The organism is Microbulbifer sp. CNSA002 (genome assembly GCF_047324085.1).
Taxonomy (GTDB): domain Bacteria; phylum Pseudomonadota; class Gammaproteobacteria; order Pseudomonadales; family Cellvibrionaceae; genus Microbulbifer.
In genome coordinates this window covers 1,569,714-1,584,440 of the sequence record NZ_CP172449.1, presented here as the reverse complement: position 1 = coordinate 1,584,440, position 14,727 = coordinate 1,569,714, and the positions used below count along the sequence as shown (strand labels likewise).

Annotated in this window: 19 protein-coding genes; 16 read left to right on the top strand and 3 right to left on the bottom strand. The window is 41.1% G+C overall.

Annotated features, from left to right (window positions below; translation table 11 throughout):
* Positions 1-22: 22 nt before the first annotated feature.
* From ACG1BZ_RS07100 to ACG1BZ_RS07025, 16 genes are all read left to right on the top strand, one after another.
* The gene (locus ACG1BZ_RS07100) at positions 23-730 is read left to right on the top strand and encodes an FRG domain-containing protein (RefSeq protein ID WP_413665004.1); all 708 of its coding nucleotides are present in this window, start codon (positions 23-25) and stop codon (positions 728-730) included.
* 104 nt (positions 731-834) lie between these two features.
* On the top strand, positions 835-1,152 hold the full coding sequence (locus tag ACG1BZ_RS07095; RefSeq protein WP_413665003.1) for a YdeI/OmpD-associated family protein: 318 nt from the start codon (positions 835-837) through the stop codon (positions 1,150-1,152).
* 131 nt (positions 1,153-1,283) lie between these two features.
* Positions 1,284-1,502 (top strand): hypothetical protein, encoded by a 219-nt coding sequence (locus ACG1BZ_RS07090; RefSeq protein WP_413665002.1) that lies wholly within the window; start codon positions 1,284-1,286, stop codon positions 1,500-1,502.
* A 214-nt stretch (positions 1,503-1,716) separates the two neighbouring features.
* On the top strand, positions 1,717-2,586 hold the full coding sequence (locus ACG1BZ_RS07085; RefSeq protein WP_413665001.1) for a hypothetical protein: 870 nt from the start codon (positions 1,717-1,719) through the stop codon (positions 2,584-2,586).
* Positions 2,587-2,814: 228 nt separating this feature from the next.
* A complete protein-coding gene (locus ACG1BZ_RS07080) occupies positions 2,815-2,985 on the top strand; it encodes a hypothetical protein (RefSeq protein ID WP_413665000.1) in 171 nt (56 codons plus the stop codon).
* Positions 2,986-3,258: 273 nt separating this feature from the next.
* Entirely contained in the window at positions 3,259-3,624 is a 366-nt protein-coding gene (locus ACG1BZ_RS07075) for a hypothetical protein (protein WP_413664999.1), read from the top strand.
* A gap of 431 nt (positions 3,625-4,055) precedes the next feature.
* Complete coding sequence (locus tag ACG1BZ_RS07070; RefSeq protein WP_413664998.1) at positions 4,056-4,232, top strand: hypothetical protein; 177 nt, start codon at positions 4,056-4,058, stop codon at positions 4,230-4,232.
* Between the two features lie 133 nt (positions 4,233-4,365).
* On the top strand, positions 4,366-4,896 hold the full coding sequence (locus ACG1BZ_RS07065) for an AAA family ATPase (protein WP_413664997.1): 531 nt from the start codon (positions 4,366-4,368) through the stop codon (positions 4,894-4,896).
* Between the two features lie 105 nt (positions 4,897-5,001).
* Positions 5,002-5,451, top strand: coding sequence for an ABZJ_00895 family protein (locus tag ACG1BZ_RS07060; RefSeq protein ID WP_413664996.1), 450 nt, complete (start codon positions 5,002-5,004; stop codon positions 5,449-5,451).
* Positions 5,452-5,531: 80 nt separating this feature from the next.
* On the top strand, positions 5,532-5,756 hold the full coding sequence (locus ACG1BZ_RS07055; RefSeq protein WP_413664995.1) for a hypothetical protein: 225 nt from the start codon (positions 5,532-5,534) through the stop codon (positions 5,754-5,756).
* A gap of 617 nt (positions 5,757-6,373) precedes the next feature.
* A complete protein-coding gene (locus ACG1BZ_RS07050; protein WP_413664994.1) occupies positions 6,374-6,739 on the top strand; it encodes a hypothetical protein in 366 nt (121 codons plus the stop codon).
* A 433-nt stretch (positions 6,740-7,172) separates the two neighbouring features.
* Positions 7,173-7,772, top strand: a complete 600-nt coding sequence (locus tag ACG1BZ_RS07045; RefSeq protein WP_413664993.1) for a thiamine biosynthesis protein ThiC — start codon at positions 7,173-7,175, stop codon at positions 7,770-7,772.
* Positions 7,773-7,865: 93 nt separating this feature from the next.
* A complete protein-coding gene (locus tag ACG1BZ_RS07040; RefSeq protein ID WP_413664992.1) occupies positions 7,866-8,177 on the top strand; it encodes a hypothetical protein in 312 nt (103 codons plus the stop codon).
* 339 nt (positions 8,178-8,516) lie between these two features.
* Positions 8,517-8,975 (top strand): hypothetical protein, encoded by a 459-nt coding sequence (locus ACG1BZ_RS07035; protein WP_413664991.1) that lies wholly within the window; start codon positions 8,517-8,519, stop codon positions 8,973-8,975.
* A gap of 144 nt (positions 8,976-9,119) precedes the next feature.
* Positions 9,120-9,977 (top strand): AraC family ligand binding domain-containing protein, encoded by an 858-nt coding sequence (locus ACG1BZ_RS07030; RefSeq protein WP_413664990.1) that lies wholly within the window; start codon positions 9,120-9,122, stop codon positions 9,975-9,977.
* Between the two features lie 91 nt (positions 9,978-10,068).
* Positions 10,069-10,698 (top strand): LysE family translocator, encoded by a 630-nt coding sequence (locus ACG1BZ_RS07025; protein WP_413664989.1) that lies wholly within the window; start codon positions 10,069-10,071, stop codon positions 10,696-10,698.
* Positions 10,699-10,712: 14 nt separating this feature from the next.
* Here the strand turns inward: ACG1BZ_RS07025 and ACG1BZ_RS07020 are convergent, their stop codons facing one another.
* The 3 genes from ACG1BZ_RS07020 to ACG1BZ_RS07010 all read right to left on the bottom strand — a co-directional run bounded on the left by ACG1BZ_RS07020 (position 10,713) and on the right by ACG1BZ_RS07010 (position 14,708).
* On the bottom strand, positions 10,713-11,957 hold the full coding sequence (locus ACG1BZ_RS07020; RefSeq protein ID WP_413664988.1) for a cation:proton antiporter: 1,245 nt from the start codon (positions 11,955-11,957) through the stop codon (positions 10,713-10,715).
* Between the two features lie 50 nt (positions 11,958-12,007).
* A complete protein-coding gene (locus ACG1BZ_RS07015; protein WP_413664987.1) occupies positions 12,008-12,970 on the bottom strand; it encodes a hypothetical protein in 963 nt (320 codons plus the stop codon).
* 481 nt (positions 12,971-13,451) lie between these two features.
* On the bottom strand, positions 13,452-14,708 hold the full coding sequence (locus ACG1BZ_RS07010; RefSeq protein ID WP_413664986.1) for a hypothetical protein: 1,257 nt from the start codon (positions 14,706-14,708) through the stop codon (positions 13,452-13,454).
* Between the last annotated feature and the right edge of the window lie 19 nt (positions 14,709-14,727).

The window sequence follows — 14,727 nt, the reverse complement described above, 5'->3', positions numbered from 1 at the left end:
AAGACCAGCTCAGGAAGTTTGAATGAAGATCGAGAATATATCGGATTATATTAACGCCTTAGATGATAGTTCTATGCATACGATTTACCGGGGGCAAGCCAATAAAGGATGGGAGTTAATGCCCACGATTGGAAGATTGTATGATCAGCTAGATAATCACAATACTCTTTATGGTAACTGGGAAAGCTTAGAAAAGTCCTTACTATCTCAGTTCAAAAGTCAAGCTGCTCCGTATATGAATTTCACTCCTGCTACCAAGTTAGAGTGGTTGATTCATGCGCAACATCATGGTTTACCTACACCGCTGCTAGATTGGACTACAAACCCACTAGTAGCCTTATACTTTTCATTGTCAGAAAAAGGCAATGATGATTGCGATGGTGCGGTGTATTCAAGAACCCCTAAGACATGGCATATGGACTCAGATGATATTGATAGAATTCCTCATTTAATCTCATTTTATCCAAAGCATATAAATCCAAGAGTAGCAGCTCAAAGTGGGTGCTTTATGGCTTTTCCTTACCCCAATAAAATGAGTCCAATGGCTAGCTTGAGCAATCCAAAAAGCTATGTTTCAACTGAACTTTATTTAGGCGAAACGATCATAATTCCTAAAGAAAAAAAGGCAAAACTTCGAAAACAGTTGAATCAGCTTGGGATTAACCATAAAACTATGTTTCCTGGGCTTGATGGAATTGCAAAACAAATAGTAAGTGAATTTAGCGAGTGATACATAGCAAGAAAAGGCACGGGACGCCAAGGCGCCCGTACTTTTGGCGTTATGTGTTTCGAATAGTCAGTAATAAACATAACTGTAGAAAGTAGGTTTTAAATATGAAACCAAAAATCTCTGGTGGCTTAGTACACGAATTACCTGTTGATTTGGCTAAGGTATTAACTGAAAAAGACATAATTAGTATCTGGGAAGCCTTGTCGCCAATTGGTCGGAACGAATTTATTTGCTGGGTTGAAGATGCCAAACAAGAGAAAACCAGAGTAAAACGGATCATTCGAACTACTGAGGAACTCCTGGAGGGGAAAAAGCGACCCTGCTGCTGGGTGGGGTGTATACATCGCACGGACAAGAAGCCTGGCAAATGGCAACAAGATGTTTTGATCGATAAAAAACCAAAAAAGTCAGTAGCAAAGTAAAATGAACTCAACACATAACAAGGCGCTCAATTTGACCTACACTGCGGCCTTCAATTTTGTGGTTATTACCACAAAATTGAAGGCCTCCGTTTCGTCAAATTAGTTTACCGTTATGTGAGTATGGCAAAAAGATGAGTGGATTTAAATGGGCAGACTTACCAGAATTTGAGCAGAGAAATTATCTCTTTAGGTGGTTCTGGTCTGAAATACGTGAGGAAGGCGAAGTTAATCTTGTCAATATTCTCAAAGAACATCCTCCTCTGGCTTTGTTAATTCCGGAGGTTGTAAAAGATGTCGCGGAATTCTTATGTGTAGAAGCAGATGAAGTAGAAAAACTTATAGTGCGTTAAGATCAGTTGTGATATTGGCAGCGGGCACAATAAATGATTATCAGTGAGCACATAACAAACCGCTCAAAGTTCAGCCGCGTTGCGGCTTGGACCTCCGTTCCGGCGCTCGTTTTGGGGTTTACGCTACGCTACCCCAAAAAGTTTGCCTCAACTATGGCCCTTTAGCGGGGCGTTAATGCGATAATTGGTTTCGTTGAAATATAAAGAGAAGACTATGAAACAATTTAGCATCCAAATTATTCTGCTTTTTTTTATCCTCATTATGAGTAACAGAAGCTATGGTCAAGATGAGTTATCGGTCCTCGAAGGGCCCTACCTTGGCCAACAACCACCAGGCTTGATACCTAAACTATTCGCACCCGGTATTATTTCAACTGAAAATCTTGAAATTGAAGGTGTCTTTGCTCCTGGCATGAACGAGTTCTATTTTACTCGGCAGGTTAAAGGCAACGAAGTTAAAACCCACGCCTTTCAATATGAAGATGGTGTGTGGAAAAAGTTTATGGATGAGCCCCGCTCGGGTGAAGTTTTTATATCGACTGACGGCAATACGATGTATCTGGGTAACAAATATAGAGAGAGAACAGCATCAGGATGGTCAGAAGTCAAAAGCTTAGGACCAATTTTCGAAGAGTTTCCCATTATGCGCCTTACCGCTTCAGAGGATGATACTTATATTTTTGATGAACGAGACGAAATCGGGACCATCCGATACTCCCGATTGATTGATGGAAAACGTGAGGAGCCGAAGGTGCTTAGCAATGAATTTAATACAGGAAAACAAACAGGTCATCCCTACATTTCACCAGATAAAAGTTACATAATCTGGGATAGCATAAGGGAAGATGGGTACGGAAATGCAGATTTATACATAAGTTTTCGGCAAGAAGATGACTCGTGGGGCCCTGCTATTAATATGGGCGAGGATATAAATACTGAGCATGAGGATAGATATGGCAGTGTTACGTCGGATGGAAAGTATTTCTTCTTTCACAGAATTGAGTGGCAGGAAGGGAAAATAGAAAAGGCCAACATTTACTGGGTCGATGCACAGATTATCGAAGATATCTCGCCCAAGCATTAACAAACGCAAGCATAGCTTTGCCCGCCCCTGTTTCGGGCGTTCAGACTGTAGAAAAACTAAATTATACTTGTGAGAGATTGAGGTTGATTAAATATCGATCAAAAATCGTGATCCTACATGAAATCTGGCTGAGTTTTCACTGACAAAGACTCAATTTTTTACGTACAACCATAATATGAAAAGTGGGGTGAGTTTTTCTACACCCTCGTTATACATGATGAGAAGGTTATGGGTTTTAAAATATCTGGAGCACTAAATTTTCTTTGCGCCTTTTATTTTCTTGCTATCTGGGCAATTCTATTACTTGTTGCCCAACCAAAGGCACTAAGCACATACGAAGCGGCAAAGGGTAGCTTGATCTATGTACTTACAGAGGAAGGTTCAGAGTTTTTTATTTGAGTATTGCATCAATGCTTGTTTGTTTTGTATGTGGCGTATTTCTCTTCCTAAGAAAATACCCTGAACAAACAATGTATGTTATAGGCTCTCATGCTCTAATAGGTTTTTATTTTTATGACTGGTCGTTAGCATTATCTATTGGCCTGCCATTGTTATTCTTTAATAAGGTACGAGTAAATGCATAACAAGGCCATCAATCAACGTCACTTCGTGGCTGGACAGCCTAAAGCGCGCTTCACGCATGGCTGCCGGTTATGGCGGTATTAAGTGAATATGAGATATCTGATAGTTCTGCTCCTAATTTTTCCGCTACAAGCTAGTGCCGTCGAAGCGTTTATCTCGTATTGCAAGTACGAAGACTCTATTCTGGGTATTATGTATCCCCAAAAAACGGGCTCAAGTACCTACTACTTATTTGAGTTGAAAGATGGCGAGTACGTTGATCTTGGTAGCGGTGACGCTGGAGGCGACTATTTTCAAAGTGGTATTGCGGCAAACAGGGAAGAAGGCGAGGCACTTTTAGCCAGATCGAAACACCTCGTAAGCTATTTCAAGGGCAAGGCATTTAAACTAGTTTCGCTGCCCGATGACCATACAAAAATAAAACTGGAAGCCACCAATGTTTGTGCCATACCGTAAAAATCACTTAACAAATTGTGCAAGCGGGACAAAGTGCTGCGCACTTCGCCCCTTCGCCCCTTCGCCCCTTCGCCCCTTCGCCCCTTCGCCCCTTCGCCCCTTCGCAAAGCGTTATAATTTTAGTGAGGTTATATGGAAATAGATAAGGCAGATGATAGCCCCTCTGAAAGCGACAGTTGGGTTGAAAGTATCTGGATATTTCTTGGCTCTAGAAAATATAGGGATATCAGTATCTGAGAATGAAGACGTGATTTGTGAAAAATTCACATCTCATTTTAATCACTTGATCAGCTCAGGAATGATATCAAACTCAGGCGGCAACAAATCCTTAGATAGTTTTGGGATAGGTATCGAGTTTAATCGGCATTTAACATATCGGGATTGTTCCGAACAAAGATAATCTCGTTCCAGAGTTACTGGATAGTCTATCCATGGCCGATGCACACGGGCAAGAACTGTTTAAGGAATCAATACGACAAATTCAGATCGCAACACCTTCATTTAGATTAAAAGATATTGAGCGTTGGAAAAAAGAAGGAAAGATTTCCGAAGGCATAGAGAAGCTGTTTACCCAGTCTTCCATAGACGTGAAGTTAACTGCGCCATAACAACGCAAAGCAGCCGATGTCTTACCTTATGCATTTTTTTTGCACAGTTGCTGCACCCCCTTTTTGTACAAAAAGCACTCAAACTATACTGCCTTGATTGCCGTATTAGAAAACAATTGGAATAAAATAGAATATGAAAATTGCTATATCAGGTTCACACTGCACAGGAAAGACAACTATTTTAGACGATCTCGGTGGTTCGCTTGATAACTTTGAAATTATAGAGGAGCCATACATTCTGCTTGAAGAGAAGGGACATGAATTCAGCGACTCACCAAGTGAAGATGATTTTATATCTCAGCTAGACTACTCCATTGAATTGATTACAAGTAGTCAGAACAATAGATTGTTTGAACGTTGCCCATTAGATTTCGTCGCTTATATAAATACTATAAATAATAACTCGGTATCACTAGAAGAATACCGCGAACAAATTCAAGAAGCGATGGAGCTAATCGATATTGTCATTTTTGTCCCGGTGGAAAACCCTGATAGAATTAGATGTCCTGAATCGGAAAATCCAGAACTGAGAAAAGAAGTCGATATTCAACTTCAAGATCTAATATATGAATTTGAAGATTCTAGTGGCTTTCGAGTTATTGAGATTAGGGGAGATCCCAAAGAAAGAATCCAGAAAATTACGTCATTTTTAGACTCAATCTGAATTTTTCTAACAGGTAGTTCCTGCTGACCCAAATCCGCCGCCGCTTCGCGTCCCTGGATTCGCTCAGCTGAACTTAGCGTTAGATTGAAGGCAAGGAGATCAAGTATGGAAGATCAAGTCAAGCTAGGTAAATATGCTGTTCGTTTTGGAGTTATCTATTTGTTATTGTTGGTAGGCATGGCAATAGTGTTGAGCATTCTTGAAATTAACTCAAATTCAGGCGCAACAATGGGGGCACTCATGGGTTCGGCTATGGCGACAGCAATAAAATTTGTTCAGGATAATAAGCGTCCACCAACTAAATCAGAGAAGAACAGACTTGCCTTAATATCGCTACTAGCATCTCGGATAGTATCATTATTACTGATAAGCATATTACTTTTGGCGGGTAGCCAGGATGCTGAAATACTAGAATCTATAAAATCAGTAAATCTAATGATCATCATCGCTATAGTTGTAGTACTGTCACTTATTTACTTTCTCGCCCTATCATTTTCCTATGGTTACTTAGCAAAAAAGCAGTATGAAGGAATGCTTAAGCAAGGAAAAACCTAACAAGTCAATCAATGTTACCTTATCGCTGTACCTTAATAGCATGGCCTCGCCATATTGAGGCATTATGACGCATACGCACTATGAGAGATAAATTTGGTGGTACAACCCTGGCTATAGCAGGCTTCTTGCTATGCATACTAACTGTCATAGATTCAATTGATGGTAGCTTTACTTATGTAAGTAAAATGAATGGTATCATCGAAATCACACTCACCCATGGTACTCTGAATTTCTTTTTTAGTCTTTTTGTTCAGGTTTTCATTAGTTTGGCTGTGGCTGCACTTGGCTTAGGGTATCTACTTTAAACCCAAGTTTTAGCCTCATAATAGAGCCATCAACCACCGTTCGCATGTGAGCTGGACGGTCACTGCATTGCTTTAGCTGTGCTTTATCGCTACGCTAGCAGAACTAAACTAACTCCGTTCCCGACGGTTATAGGTGCTCATGAGGCTACTCATCATCTTATTACTATCCTTACCTGCAATATGTATCGCAGACACTAAGGTTATGTTTTCTTGTGAGCCCATTGAAGGTGAGACGAGTTTCCGGGTAAAAGGTTACTTTTATGAAACAGCCCAAGGCGACAATATCGGTATGGCTCATAGCTATGCCATATTTGGAGAGTTCGAAGCTATAGAAGGTTGTCGCGCCCCTTGGTATGAAAAGTTCCCACTTAGTGGATCAACAAGTGTTAAATTCATGCTCCACTGGCGAGAATACATGCCAGATTGCATGCAGAGATTCATGATCCCTCAGGTTTCCACTACCGGCCACATGTGGGTTTCTAGAAAAGGGGAGATGAATACAAAAAGCAGAACTATTCGGGCAAATTGTCATGTCAGTAAAATTACGGAGTAAGGACCTAAAAATTTACGCAATCGGGACAAAGTGATGCCCACCTCGCCCCTTCGCAAGGCGTTGGGTGAATACACAAGGGAAGAATGAGACTATTCCCAAAAATGGAAAACCGCTTCAGGTATCCGGCGACAAAATTTATGGTCGATCAGGTACTGCTGTCGGAAGAATTAAAGTGGAAAAGGTGTTTGCCCCTGGTGGACGTTATATCGAAACCATTGTAAATGATCGTCTCATTTTTCGTTCGACTCATAGTGCATCTATATACAGCCCTATCGCATCAGCAAATCGTGCTGGCCCTGCTGCTTGGGATGATGAGCCAAACATACCAGATCAAACATTAATTTATGAGGCGAGTGCAACTACCTATTTCTTATTAGTTATTTTCATAGCTTTAGTTGCTTCAATTATCAAAGGCTGGCAGAAAGGCTAAACACATCATAAACAGCAACTGGAACAGAACAGCCGCTCAAAAAACATACGGGCTAGACGAGCTATGCTTCACTTCGAGCTCTCTTTTACAGATCTTTAGGCGTAGATAGTTACGCTAATACCATTCACATATCCATTTAACAATATGATAATAAAATGAAGAAATTGCTCTTTTTTACAATCGCTTCTTTTTCACAATTATTTTGCTAAGCTATGATGCGACCTCAATCGCGAGGTCCGATCCTAAAAAGTAGACTTTGACACATATAATCTAAAAATTTTTGTTGGGGACGCTTGCTTTCCTATGACCCGATATAAATATATAGTTAGGTTCGAGCAATCCGCATATCCCAATATTTCGATATAAAATAAATAAGGCCAACCCCTATTTTTAGAAGAAAGATCCATATATAGAAAATACAAGGCATCTAACTATGAAGCTCACCAGTACGCAAAATATCCAAATCATAGCTTTTCTGCTGTTGGCGCTAGTAGTTACACAGGCACTCTTTACCATGCTGTATGTTGCAGAGATTAACCCCTCACGGCAACTTTTCTGGGGGCTGGAGGGCTTGCTATTTACCATTCTTTCAGCTTTTGCTGGAGCGGCCATGGTGCAGGCTAAAAACCACCATGTAGGGTGGTCCGCTATTGCATTCAGCTCTGTATTCAACGTGATGCAAGTGAGCATTGGCGCCACTATGTTTATGCCATTTCGGGAGGTCGCTAGCCAATTAGAGGCGCTTGGAGCTACAGCGGGGGCCGTTGTGGCTTTTTCATTTATGATCTATTACGCGGCGAAATTTTTGCTGGGCTTTGCTGCTCTTATTTTTGGAGTTGCCAAAATGAATGGGAACTCCAAAGTGCTGGGAGGTTTAACTGCCTCAGTTGGCGTTATTGCAATGTTTGCTAATGCTATTTCGATTGCGTTTGGACGTGATTCCTATTTACCCTCTTCCATTGCCGGAGCATCGGGTGTTCTTGCAACCTTACTCTTGGCGATTTGTCTTTTGACTATTGCCCGCGAGGACTGATATACGAAATTCAATCTAACAATCAAGTCAGGCGTGCCTTCACAACAGATTGCTCGGCCGCCCATTTAAGACCTATAGAAAGAGACCTTTATAGTGGATGAACTAATATATAGCAAAGAAGAGATCCTGTCGGTTCTTAGAGATATCAATGAATTCGTGGTCTCACTGGATCAAATGAATAAAGTACACCACGAGTTTGGTGAAGAGGCGTGGAAGAATGAAATTATTGATTATTTTCAGACTGCAAGGGTAAGTGATAGGCTAGCGCAAGTACGCTCGATGCTTTCAAAACCGTTTCCGAGTGAGATTGGACCCGATGATATGGATGAGCTGGAGAGAGAAATGCAGGGGGTACAGTATTGGACTTTTAAGGAGTACCTGGCAAAGAAAAATGGCAAGGCGTAGCGTAGGGCGTTTAGCAATGCATTCGATTACACTGCCCCGGCAATGAAAAACTCACCCTACTTTCCAAAAACCGCTTATCGAATGCGTTAAATTTCGGCAAGGTGATCGGTTGTTAATATATAAGAAAATCGTTCCCAGCCTATCATAGGCTTTCTTAAGGAGCCATCTACAAAAAAGAGGGGCATACTAGTAATGAAATTACTCAAGTAACATCGTTACACTTTACAAGACTAGTCAACGCCACCTACTATGAGGGTTGGATCTCCATTCTTGGGCTTCGAAGGCTTCAATTAAAGAACTCGCCTCCTCACGGGACCCAAAATCATGGCGTTAAGCAATATGAATAAAATTCGAAGAAAAATCCTAACCAAAATCACTTTAATTATTTTCCTAACAGGTATAGTTTTCTATATGTCAATTGTATTCAGGTCAAATAAACCTATAGATTACGCAAGGAAAAATCAATTTAGAGTTGTGCCAATAGATAACTTATTGGTAGATAAGCCAAAGTTATTTGGGCGAGATGAATTGCCAGTCTTTATTTATATTTCCTCTGCTACTGGTGATCCTGTGGTATTGGAAGCTTCTGTTAAATATGATGACTCCGAGTACTATAGATTGATCAGATACAGATCAGGAGTTTATTCAAATGGGAAGAAATATGCCTTCGTTGAGGAGGGTAAAGGTGGTTGGTTTTCTTTGGACGGAACAATGGTTTCAAATCCTGGCTGGTACACGGGTAGGATAAAACCAGTGAGCTATGAAGTAAGAATGGGCAATTTATATTTCGTAAGGTAAATACTTACCAAACAAAGGCACTCGACATCAAAAGTACCACTTCGAACCTCTCCACTATTCAATTGTTACACACCCATCTGTAACTTTGCCTTACCACCCTTTCTTTCTGTAAAGTGATGGTTATTTATCATACGAGGGTTATCAGTGCGAAAGGAATTCTCTAAGGCTTGGCGAAGTCCGAGTCATTGCGGCATAGAGCTTTTTCACGCCTACTTCCATAAGTTTTCCTTTGCCAAGCATTGGCATGATGAACTCGCTATTGGAATCTTCCTTTCTGGCGTAGAAAAGCTCGATTATCGCGGTGAAACAGTGACTATTCCTCAGGGAACCCTTGCTGCGCTTAATCCAGGGGAGATTCATACCGGTTTTTCCGGAAGTGACTCCGGTTGGTACTACCGTATGTTTTACTTTGACACGGCGCTCATTGAGGAAACCCTCAGGGAACACGCTCTACTTAACCAAACACCCGTACCATTTTTGAAGGGGCCACTATTGGATGATCCCGAGCTTTTTCAGCTCCTTTACAAGCTACATAGCAGTCTTGAAATGAACGCTTTATCCCTTTCAACAGACTCTCTACTCACCCTGGCAATTAGCCAGCTCTTTGCCCGTCACGGCGACCAAAAGATCTACCCGAAGTCATCGTCTAACAAACAAGGAGTCTTGAAGGCCCGCGCTTATTTACAGGAAAACTGGCAAAGAAATGTGACACTGGATGAGTTGTGCCAATTAACTGGCATGAGTCGATATCAGCTAATTCGTAGTTTTAATGCCCAGTTTGGCGTTCCTCCACATCAATTCCTAATCCTCCTAAAAACCCAAAGGGCCCGCGCATTATTTCGTACGGGAGCCCAGGTGGCTGAGGTGGCTATCGACTGTGGATTTTTTGATCAGAGCCACTTAAGTCGAAATTTCAAGCGTGCATTCGGTATCACACCTGCTCGCTACTTGAAGTCTGCTCAGCGCAATTTTGTACAAGAACCTTCCTTCTACTCTCTCTAAGCTCACCTATCTCTGGGAAAACAAAGCGCACCGTTAAACGGTGTGAAGCATTTCTCATAGCGATATCTCTTCTACGACATGAGTAATATATATGAGCTTAGAATTTCTATTAGCCTGGCTGGCAGTAATGTTCCCACTAATTTTTAGCCCGGGACCTGCCAATATCACCTTTGCAGCAGCCGGAGCCAGCTTGGGTATTCGTCGCTCCTTACCTTTACTGGCAGGCATAGACATTGTATTTCTAATGAAGGCCTTATTGGTTGGCTTCGGATTTATGAGCTGGCTAATTCACTACCCTATGGTAATGACCATCTTACAGTGGACTGGTGCCATCTACTTAATTTACCTTGCTTACGTTTTTATAAAGCCTAATAGAAAGCCTGGAAAAACTACCACTAAATCGGTAAGTATTTGGCAGGGAATGCTGATTCAAAGTATGAATATTAAAGCTTGGATGATAGTAATTACTATGTTCTCTGTATTCGCACCAAAGCAAGAGGAGAGCAATGAAAGCAGTGTTATCACCTTGATCATTATGATCACCATACTCAACTTTGTAACACATTTCTCATGGATCGCTTTTGGTCGGACCTTATCGAAAGCACTTATCAGCGATAAAAATAGAAATCTGCAAAACAAGCTTTTTGCACTCAGCCTGCTTCTTGTCGCTGTGTGGTTAATTGCTGATAACCCAACCGCTATTAGCCTAAAGGCTGTATGACTTGGAACCTTAGCTCAAAGGTTTAATTTATGAATCAAGCGGCCACTGGTAGTCCCCTGTACCAACAAGGAGAAAAGGACCACGCCAAATACCATAGATTGAATTGTCCACCAATAGGGCAATTCAACTGGAAGAGAAAGCACCAAAGCGACCGCAATAACCCCTCGGAGCCCGCCCCAGCTCATTAACAGACGCCAGGATTTAGGTATCGGGGGGCCAACAAAGCGAGTCAGAGGTGCCACTAAGAATACAGATAATGCTCTAGCTCCTAAAGCAGCCGCTGTAGCAATAAGCATTGCCAGCCATTGGTGGGTAAACATCTCAAAAGTTATCACCAATCCCATAATCACAAAAATAATGCCGGTAAAAAACAACCCCATCCACTCCCAGGTTGGACCCGCATGAATCAAATAGGTGTTATTTTGCTTGCTTAAGCACGCTCGAGCAACAATTGCACATATCATTACCGAAATGATACCTGATACATGAAAGATACTTTCCGCCAAATAGAAACTACCAAATGCAGCGATTACTAAAGTCATTAAAGCCGCACTGGGAGATCGTAGAAACAATATGACAAGAGTGGTTATCAAGCCAAAAATAAGCCCAATCGCAACGCCACCGAAAAATACCATGCAAAAATATAGTGTCACTGAAGTCGCGTCCAACGAAGGAGCTGCAGCCCCCATCGACGAGCTTTCTACAATACCATAGGTAGCTAGCCCTAATACTAACGAATAGAGCACTACAGCTGCAGCATCATTGAAGAGGCTCTCTCCATCCACCAAGGTTAAGAGATCTTCTCCTGTTTTTTCCTGACGCAACTTATTAACTACAGAAACAGGGTCAGTAGCCGCTAAAATAGCCCCGGTTAGCATGGCCGCTACCCAAGGAAAACCCTCCGGATGACCAATGCCGTAATAAGTAATTGCTGCAATAAGAACTGCACAAATAACCAAACCGAGTGTAGAGAATAACAGTACAGGTCCAATCCAGCGCTTTAAGACTTTGGGTTCCAGCTGCCAGGCGGACTCAAAAATTAATACCGGTAAAATGACAAAGAATACCAGCTCTCTGATACTGGTTGCACGCAAACCTGTATCATAGTCAATTATGGGAAGTAGCAAAGCCGCCAGCACTCCTGCGACAAGGCAGCCAAGTGTATTATCAATACGTAAGATCCTTGCAATGCCCAGTCCAATAACTGCAGCGGCAGCGAGATATAACCCCTGCCCTACAACAGTGACTATATCATTCACCTATCCACTCCCATTGCCAGTGCATTCGCACTTCGAATACAGACACACTCTCATTGAACACACTCATCTACAAGTAGAGACTTTACAAGTTTTAAGTATGACTCCACATACAAATGTGCACTCTCATGGCTAGTTAAGGGCTCACAGTATCCAAATACAAAAATGGTATTTCTCGTAATAACTATTAGTAGGTGGGTAACGTGGACTTGTACGACAATACCTGACTCATTTTCAAAGTATTTAAGCCCACCAGATAATCGCTGCATATTACAGGTATTAGAAACACAAATACCAACAGGGAATACAGTGACTTCAGGGAATGTAGGTATACATTGCGCAGCAAAAACGGCAATAGCTTCAGGGGATATCAATTTAAGTGTTGAGTATCCTTTTCTTCCTATAATGGGTACCGCTTGCTCTACTTTCCATTTACTACAGCTATTGGATTTCCGCACATTAAATAGATCGACACCCTTGAATCCAGACAAATTAAAATACTCACCCGTACTTTTTCTTAGTAGTTTAGGTTCTTGGTCAATATAGCCTCCCTCTCTCTCCTGAAACCTGTCTAGATCGCAAAAAAGTACCAATCTTGACTGGCCATCCAATGCAGTATGATTGCTAACAATGATGACCCACTCAACTTCATCATTCACGTTAACTTGCAAGGTAACCCCATAGGCGCAATTTTCTATGTCAACAAATTGATTTTGCTGCCAAAGGTATTCAATCTCATAGCCTAATGATTTATTTAAATGCTTTATGATTAGAGGTACTTTTTCAAATTCAACATCACAAATGCAAGAAGCCTTGGTGCCCTTCTTGGCCCTCGCCCGAAGCATTGGGTGTCTTCTATGGATAAAGGTAAAACCTCTGCAAAATTGCTCGAAAGTAACAGAATCGCGGAGGCGAACACACGATATTAGCTGAGTTCCACCGCGAGACTTATTAGTCAATTCAATAAATAGAGCTTCTTGGGGCCCCAACTCACGTGAGAGCGGCTCATTCTCCATGCAGGCCTCACATTTGCTAATAGGTAGATCACCTGTGATACAAGAAGCACTCTCCTCAGTATAGGAAAATAGTTAGAAACTGTTTGTTGATATTGGCTATTGATACAGAGAGCGGATCACTAAGACAGCCAGCACAATCACAATCTAGTTAACAGTCAATTGATTCCTTCGTCTATACAAATTAAAAGGTTAAAAATACATTGCTAATGGATAGATATCTTATTATCCCTCACTTAAATAGAATTCAACTAACCTTCGTATGAAAATCGATCATTAATAACCTCTACAAGGATTTCTTTTCACCAAACCGTCATCACTACGATGGAGAAACTCACCGCAACCGAGTACAAAATAGCAAATACGCTTAGCAAGCTATGCATTTAAATTGATATTATTAACAACACAATATAAGGAAAATTAAACTTTATTGTAAAACCCTTACATAAAAACAAAAAAGCATCCTAGAAACCCTGATTAAAAATCAACGAATTAGACCACTAATAATATCCATATACCGCTTTATATACAGAAGAGCACTATTTCGACTCAAAAGTGGTTCACAGTAACCAAACACAAAAACTGAATTCTTATTGGTTGTATACGAAATTACCATCAATGGGTTTATTCCATTAGTTTGAGTCACCATTCCTTTTTCGATATCAAAAAATTTCATCCTCCCACCTAATTTATTCAAACTTCCTACATTAGATATGCAAATACCAGCAAAGAAGGATTCAGAGCCAGAGATTGTCTCTCTTGCCATAGCCTCCACCTCAGCAACAGTGTATGCAGACACTATTTTTTTTGCCAACGGACGTTGTTTAGTTAATACCTTGTATATTTGGGACTGTAAATTTTCAGCAAAATCTATAATATCAACCGATGTAGGATCTTCAGGAATAGATAACTGAATAGTTTGCGAAAACGAACCAATATGCTCTAATGGAATCGGGGGGGTACATAAGCCTCTTCCATCCAAAGCTAAAATAATCTCCTCTCCCTTTTTATAGGTTGGTAGGACTACTGAAGCAATGGAAGCAATTGCACAAAGAATTGCGGTTAACTTTACTCCCCGGTCTTTACCTATTTTTGCTAGCTGATGGAGATCTTCAGGACACAATAGTCTCGCTATTGCACCAGCCTGCCGTTTACTTGCCGGTGCAACCTTCTCAACAGGCCAGTTTAATTTTTGATCATCCGCATCATGAAATATATGTTTTTCACCTGCATATCCAGCAGCTTCTAAAATTTTAGCGATACTTTCTCCAAGAGGTTGTGATTCATTGCCTATAAAGGGTTTATTTTTTTGCACTAACTGATCCAACTGTAAAAAAAGAGTCATAATAGAACGACCATCCATAATCGCATGAATGTTGTTGACAATAACCCACTGCACTAAACCTTCATGATTGCAAAATATACTTAGACAATATGCATATCTATCACTATCTATATATTTTCTGGCTTGATTTGAGTATTCTCTCTCAAAATCCATGTCCTCATCTAGCCGGTACACATCTATAGGGATTTCGGAAAAATCCACATCACAAACCCACCGATATTTATTATCTTTCTCGACTCGAGCTCGCAAGAGAGGATGATACTGATGTAGTATTTCAAGGCCAGAACGTAGCGTATCAATTGCTAGAGGCTCACAAATTCGAATAAAAGAAATAAGTTGCAGCCCCCCTTTTGACTGCCTAGACAGCTCTACATAAAGAGCTTCTTGGCGTCCCATCTCCCGAGAGGGTATCTCC

Bases quoted from the DNA above. Each gene is read 5' to 3' on its own strand.
- ACG1BZ_RS07090 (WP_413665002.1), top strand. From the start codon at position 1,284: ATGAGTGGATTTAAATGGGCAGACTTACCAGAATTTGAGCAGAGAAAT.
- ACG1BZ_RS07085 (WP_413665001.1), top strand. From the start codon at position 1,717: ATGAAACAATTTAGCATCCAAATTATTCTGCTTTTTTTTATCCTCATT.
- ACG1BZ_RS07075 (WP_413664999.1), top strand. From the start codon at position 3,259: ATGAGATATCTGATAGTTCTGCTCCTAATTTTTCCGCTACAAGCTAGT.
- ACG1BZ_RS07065 (WP_413664997.1), top strand. From the start codon at position 4,366: ATGAAAATTGCTATATCAGGTTCACACTGCACAGGAAAGACAACTATT.
- ACG1BZ_RS07095 (WP_413665003.1), top strand. From the start codon at position 835: ATGAAACCAAAAATCTCTGGTGGCTTAGTACACGAATTACCTGTTGAT.
- ACG1BZ_RS07045 (WP_413664993.1), top strand. From the start codon at position 7,173: ATGAAGCTCACCAGTACGCAAAATATCCAAATCATAGCTTTTCTGCTG.
- ACG1BZ_RS07060 (WP_413664996.1), top strand. From the start codon at position 5,002: ATGGAAGATCAAGTCAAGCTAGGTAAATATGCTGTTCGTTTTGGAGTT.
- ACG1BZ_RS07015 (WP_413664987.1), bottom strand. From the start codon at position 12,970: ATGGAGAATGAGCCGCTCTCACGTGAGTTGGGGCCCCAAGAAGCTCTA.
- ACG1BZ_RS07025 (WP_413664989.1), top strand. From the start codon at position 10,069: ATGAGCTTAGAATTTCTATTAGCCTGGCTGGCAGTAATGTTCCCACTA.
- ACG1BZ_RS07070 (WP_413664998.1), top strand. From the start codon at position 4,056: ATGGCCGATGCACACGGGCAAGAACTGTTTAAGGAATCAATACGACAA.
- ACG1BZ_RS07100 (WP_413665004.1), top strand. From the start codon at position 23: ATGAAGATCGAGAATATATCGGATTATATTAACGCCTTAGATGATAGT.
- ACG1BZ_RS07010 (WP_413664986.1), bottom strand. From the start codon at position 14,708: ATGGGACGCCAAGAAGCTCTTTATGTAGAGCTGTCTAGGCAGTCAAAA.
- ACG1BZ_RS07080 (WP_413665000.1), top strand. From the start codon at position 2,815: ATGGGTTTTAAAATATCTGGAGCACTAAATTTTCTTTGCGCCTTTTAT.
- ACG1BZ_RS07035 (WP_413664991.1), top strand. From the start codon at position 8,517: ATGAATAAAATTCGAAGAAAAATCCTAACCAAAATCACTTTAATTATT.
- ACG1BZ_RS07055 (WP_413664995.1), top strand. From the start codon at position 5,532: ATGAGAGATAAATTTGGTGGTACAACCCTGGCTATAGCAGGCTTCTTG.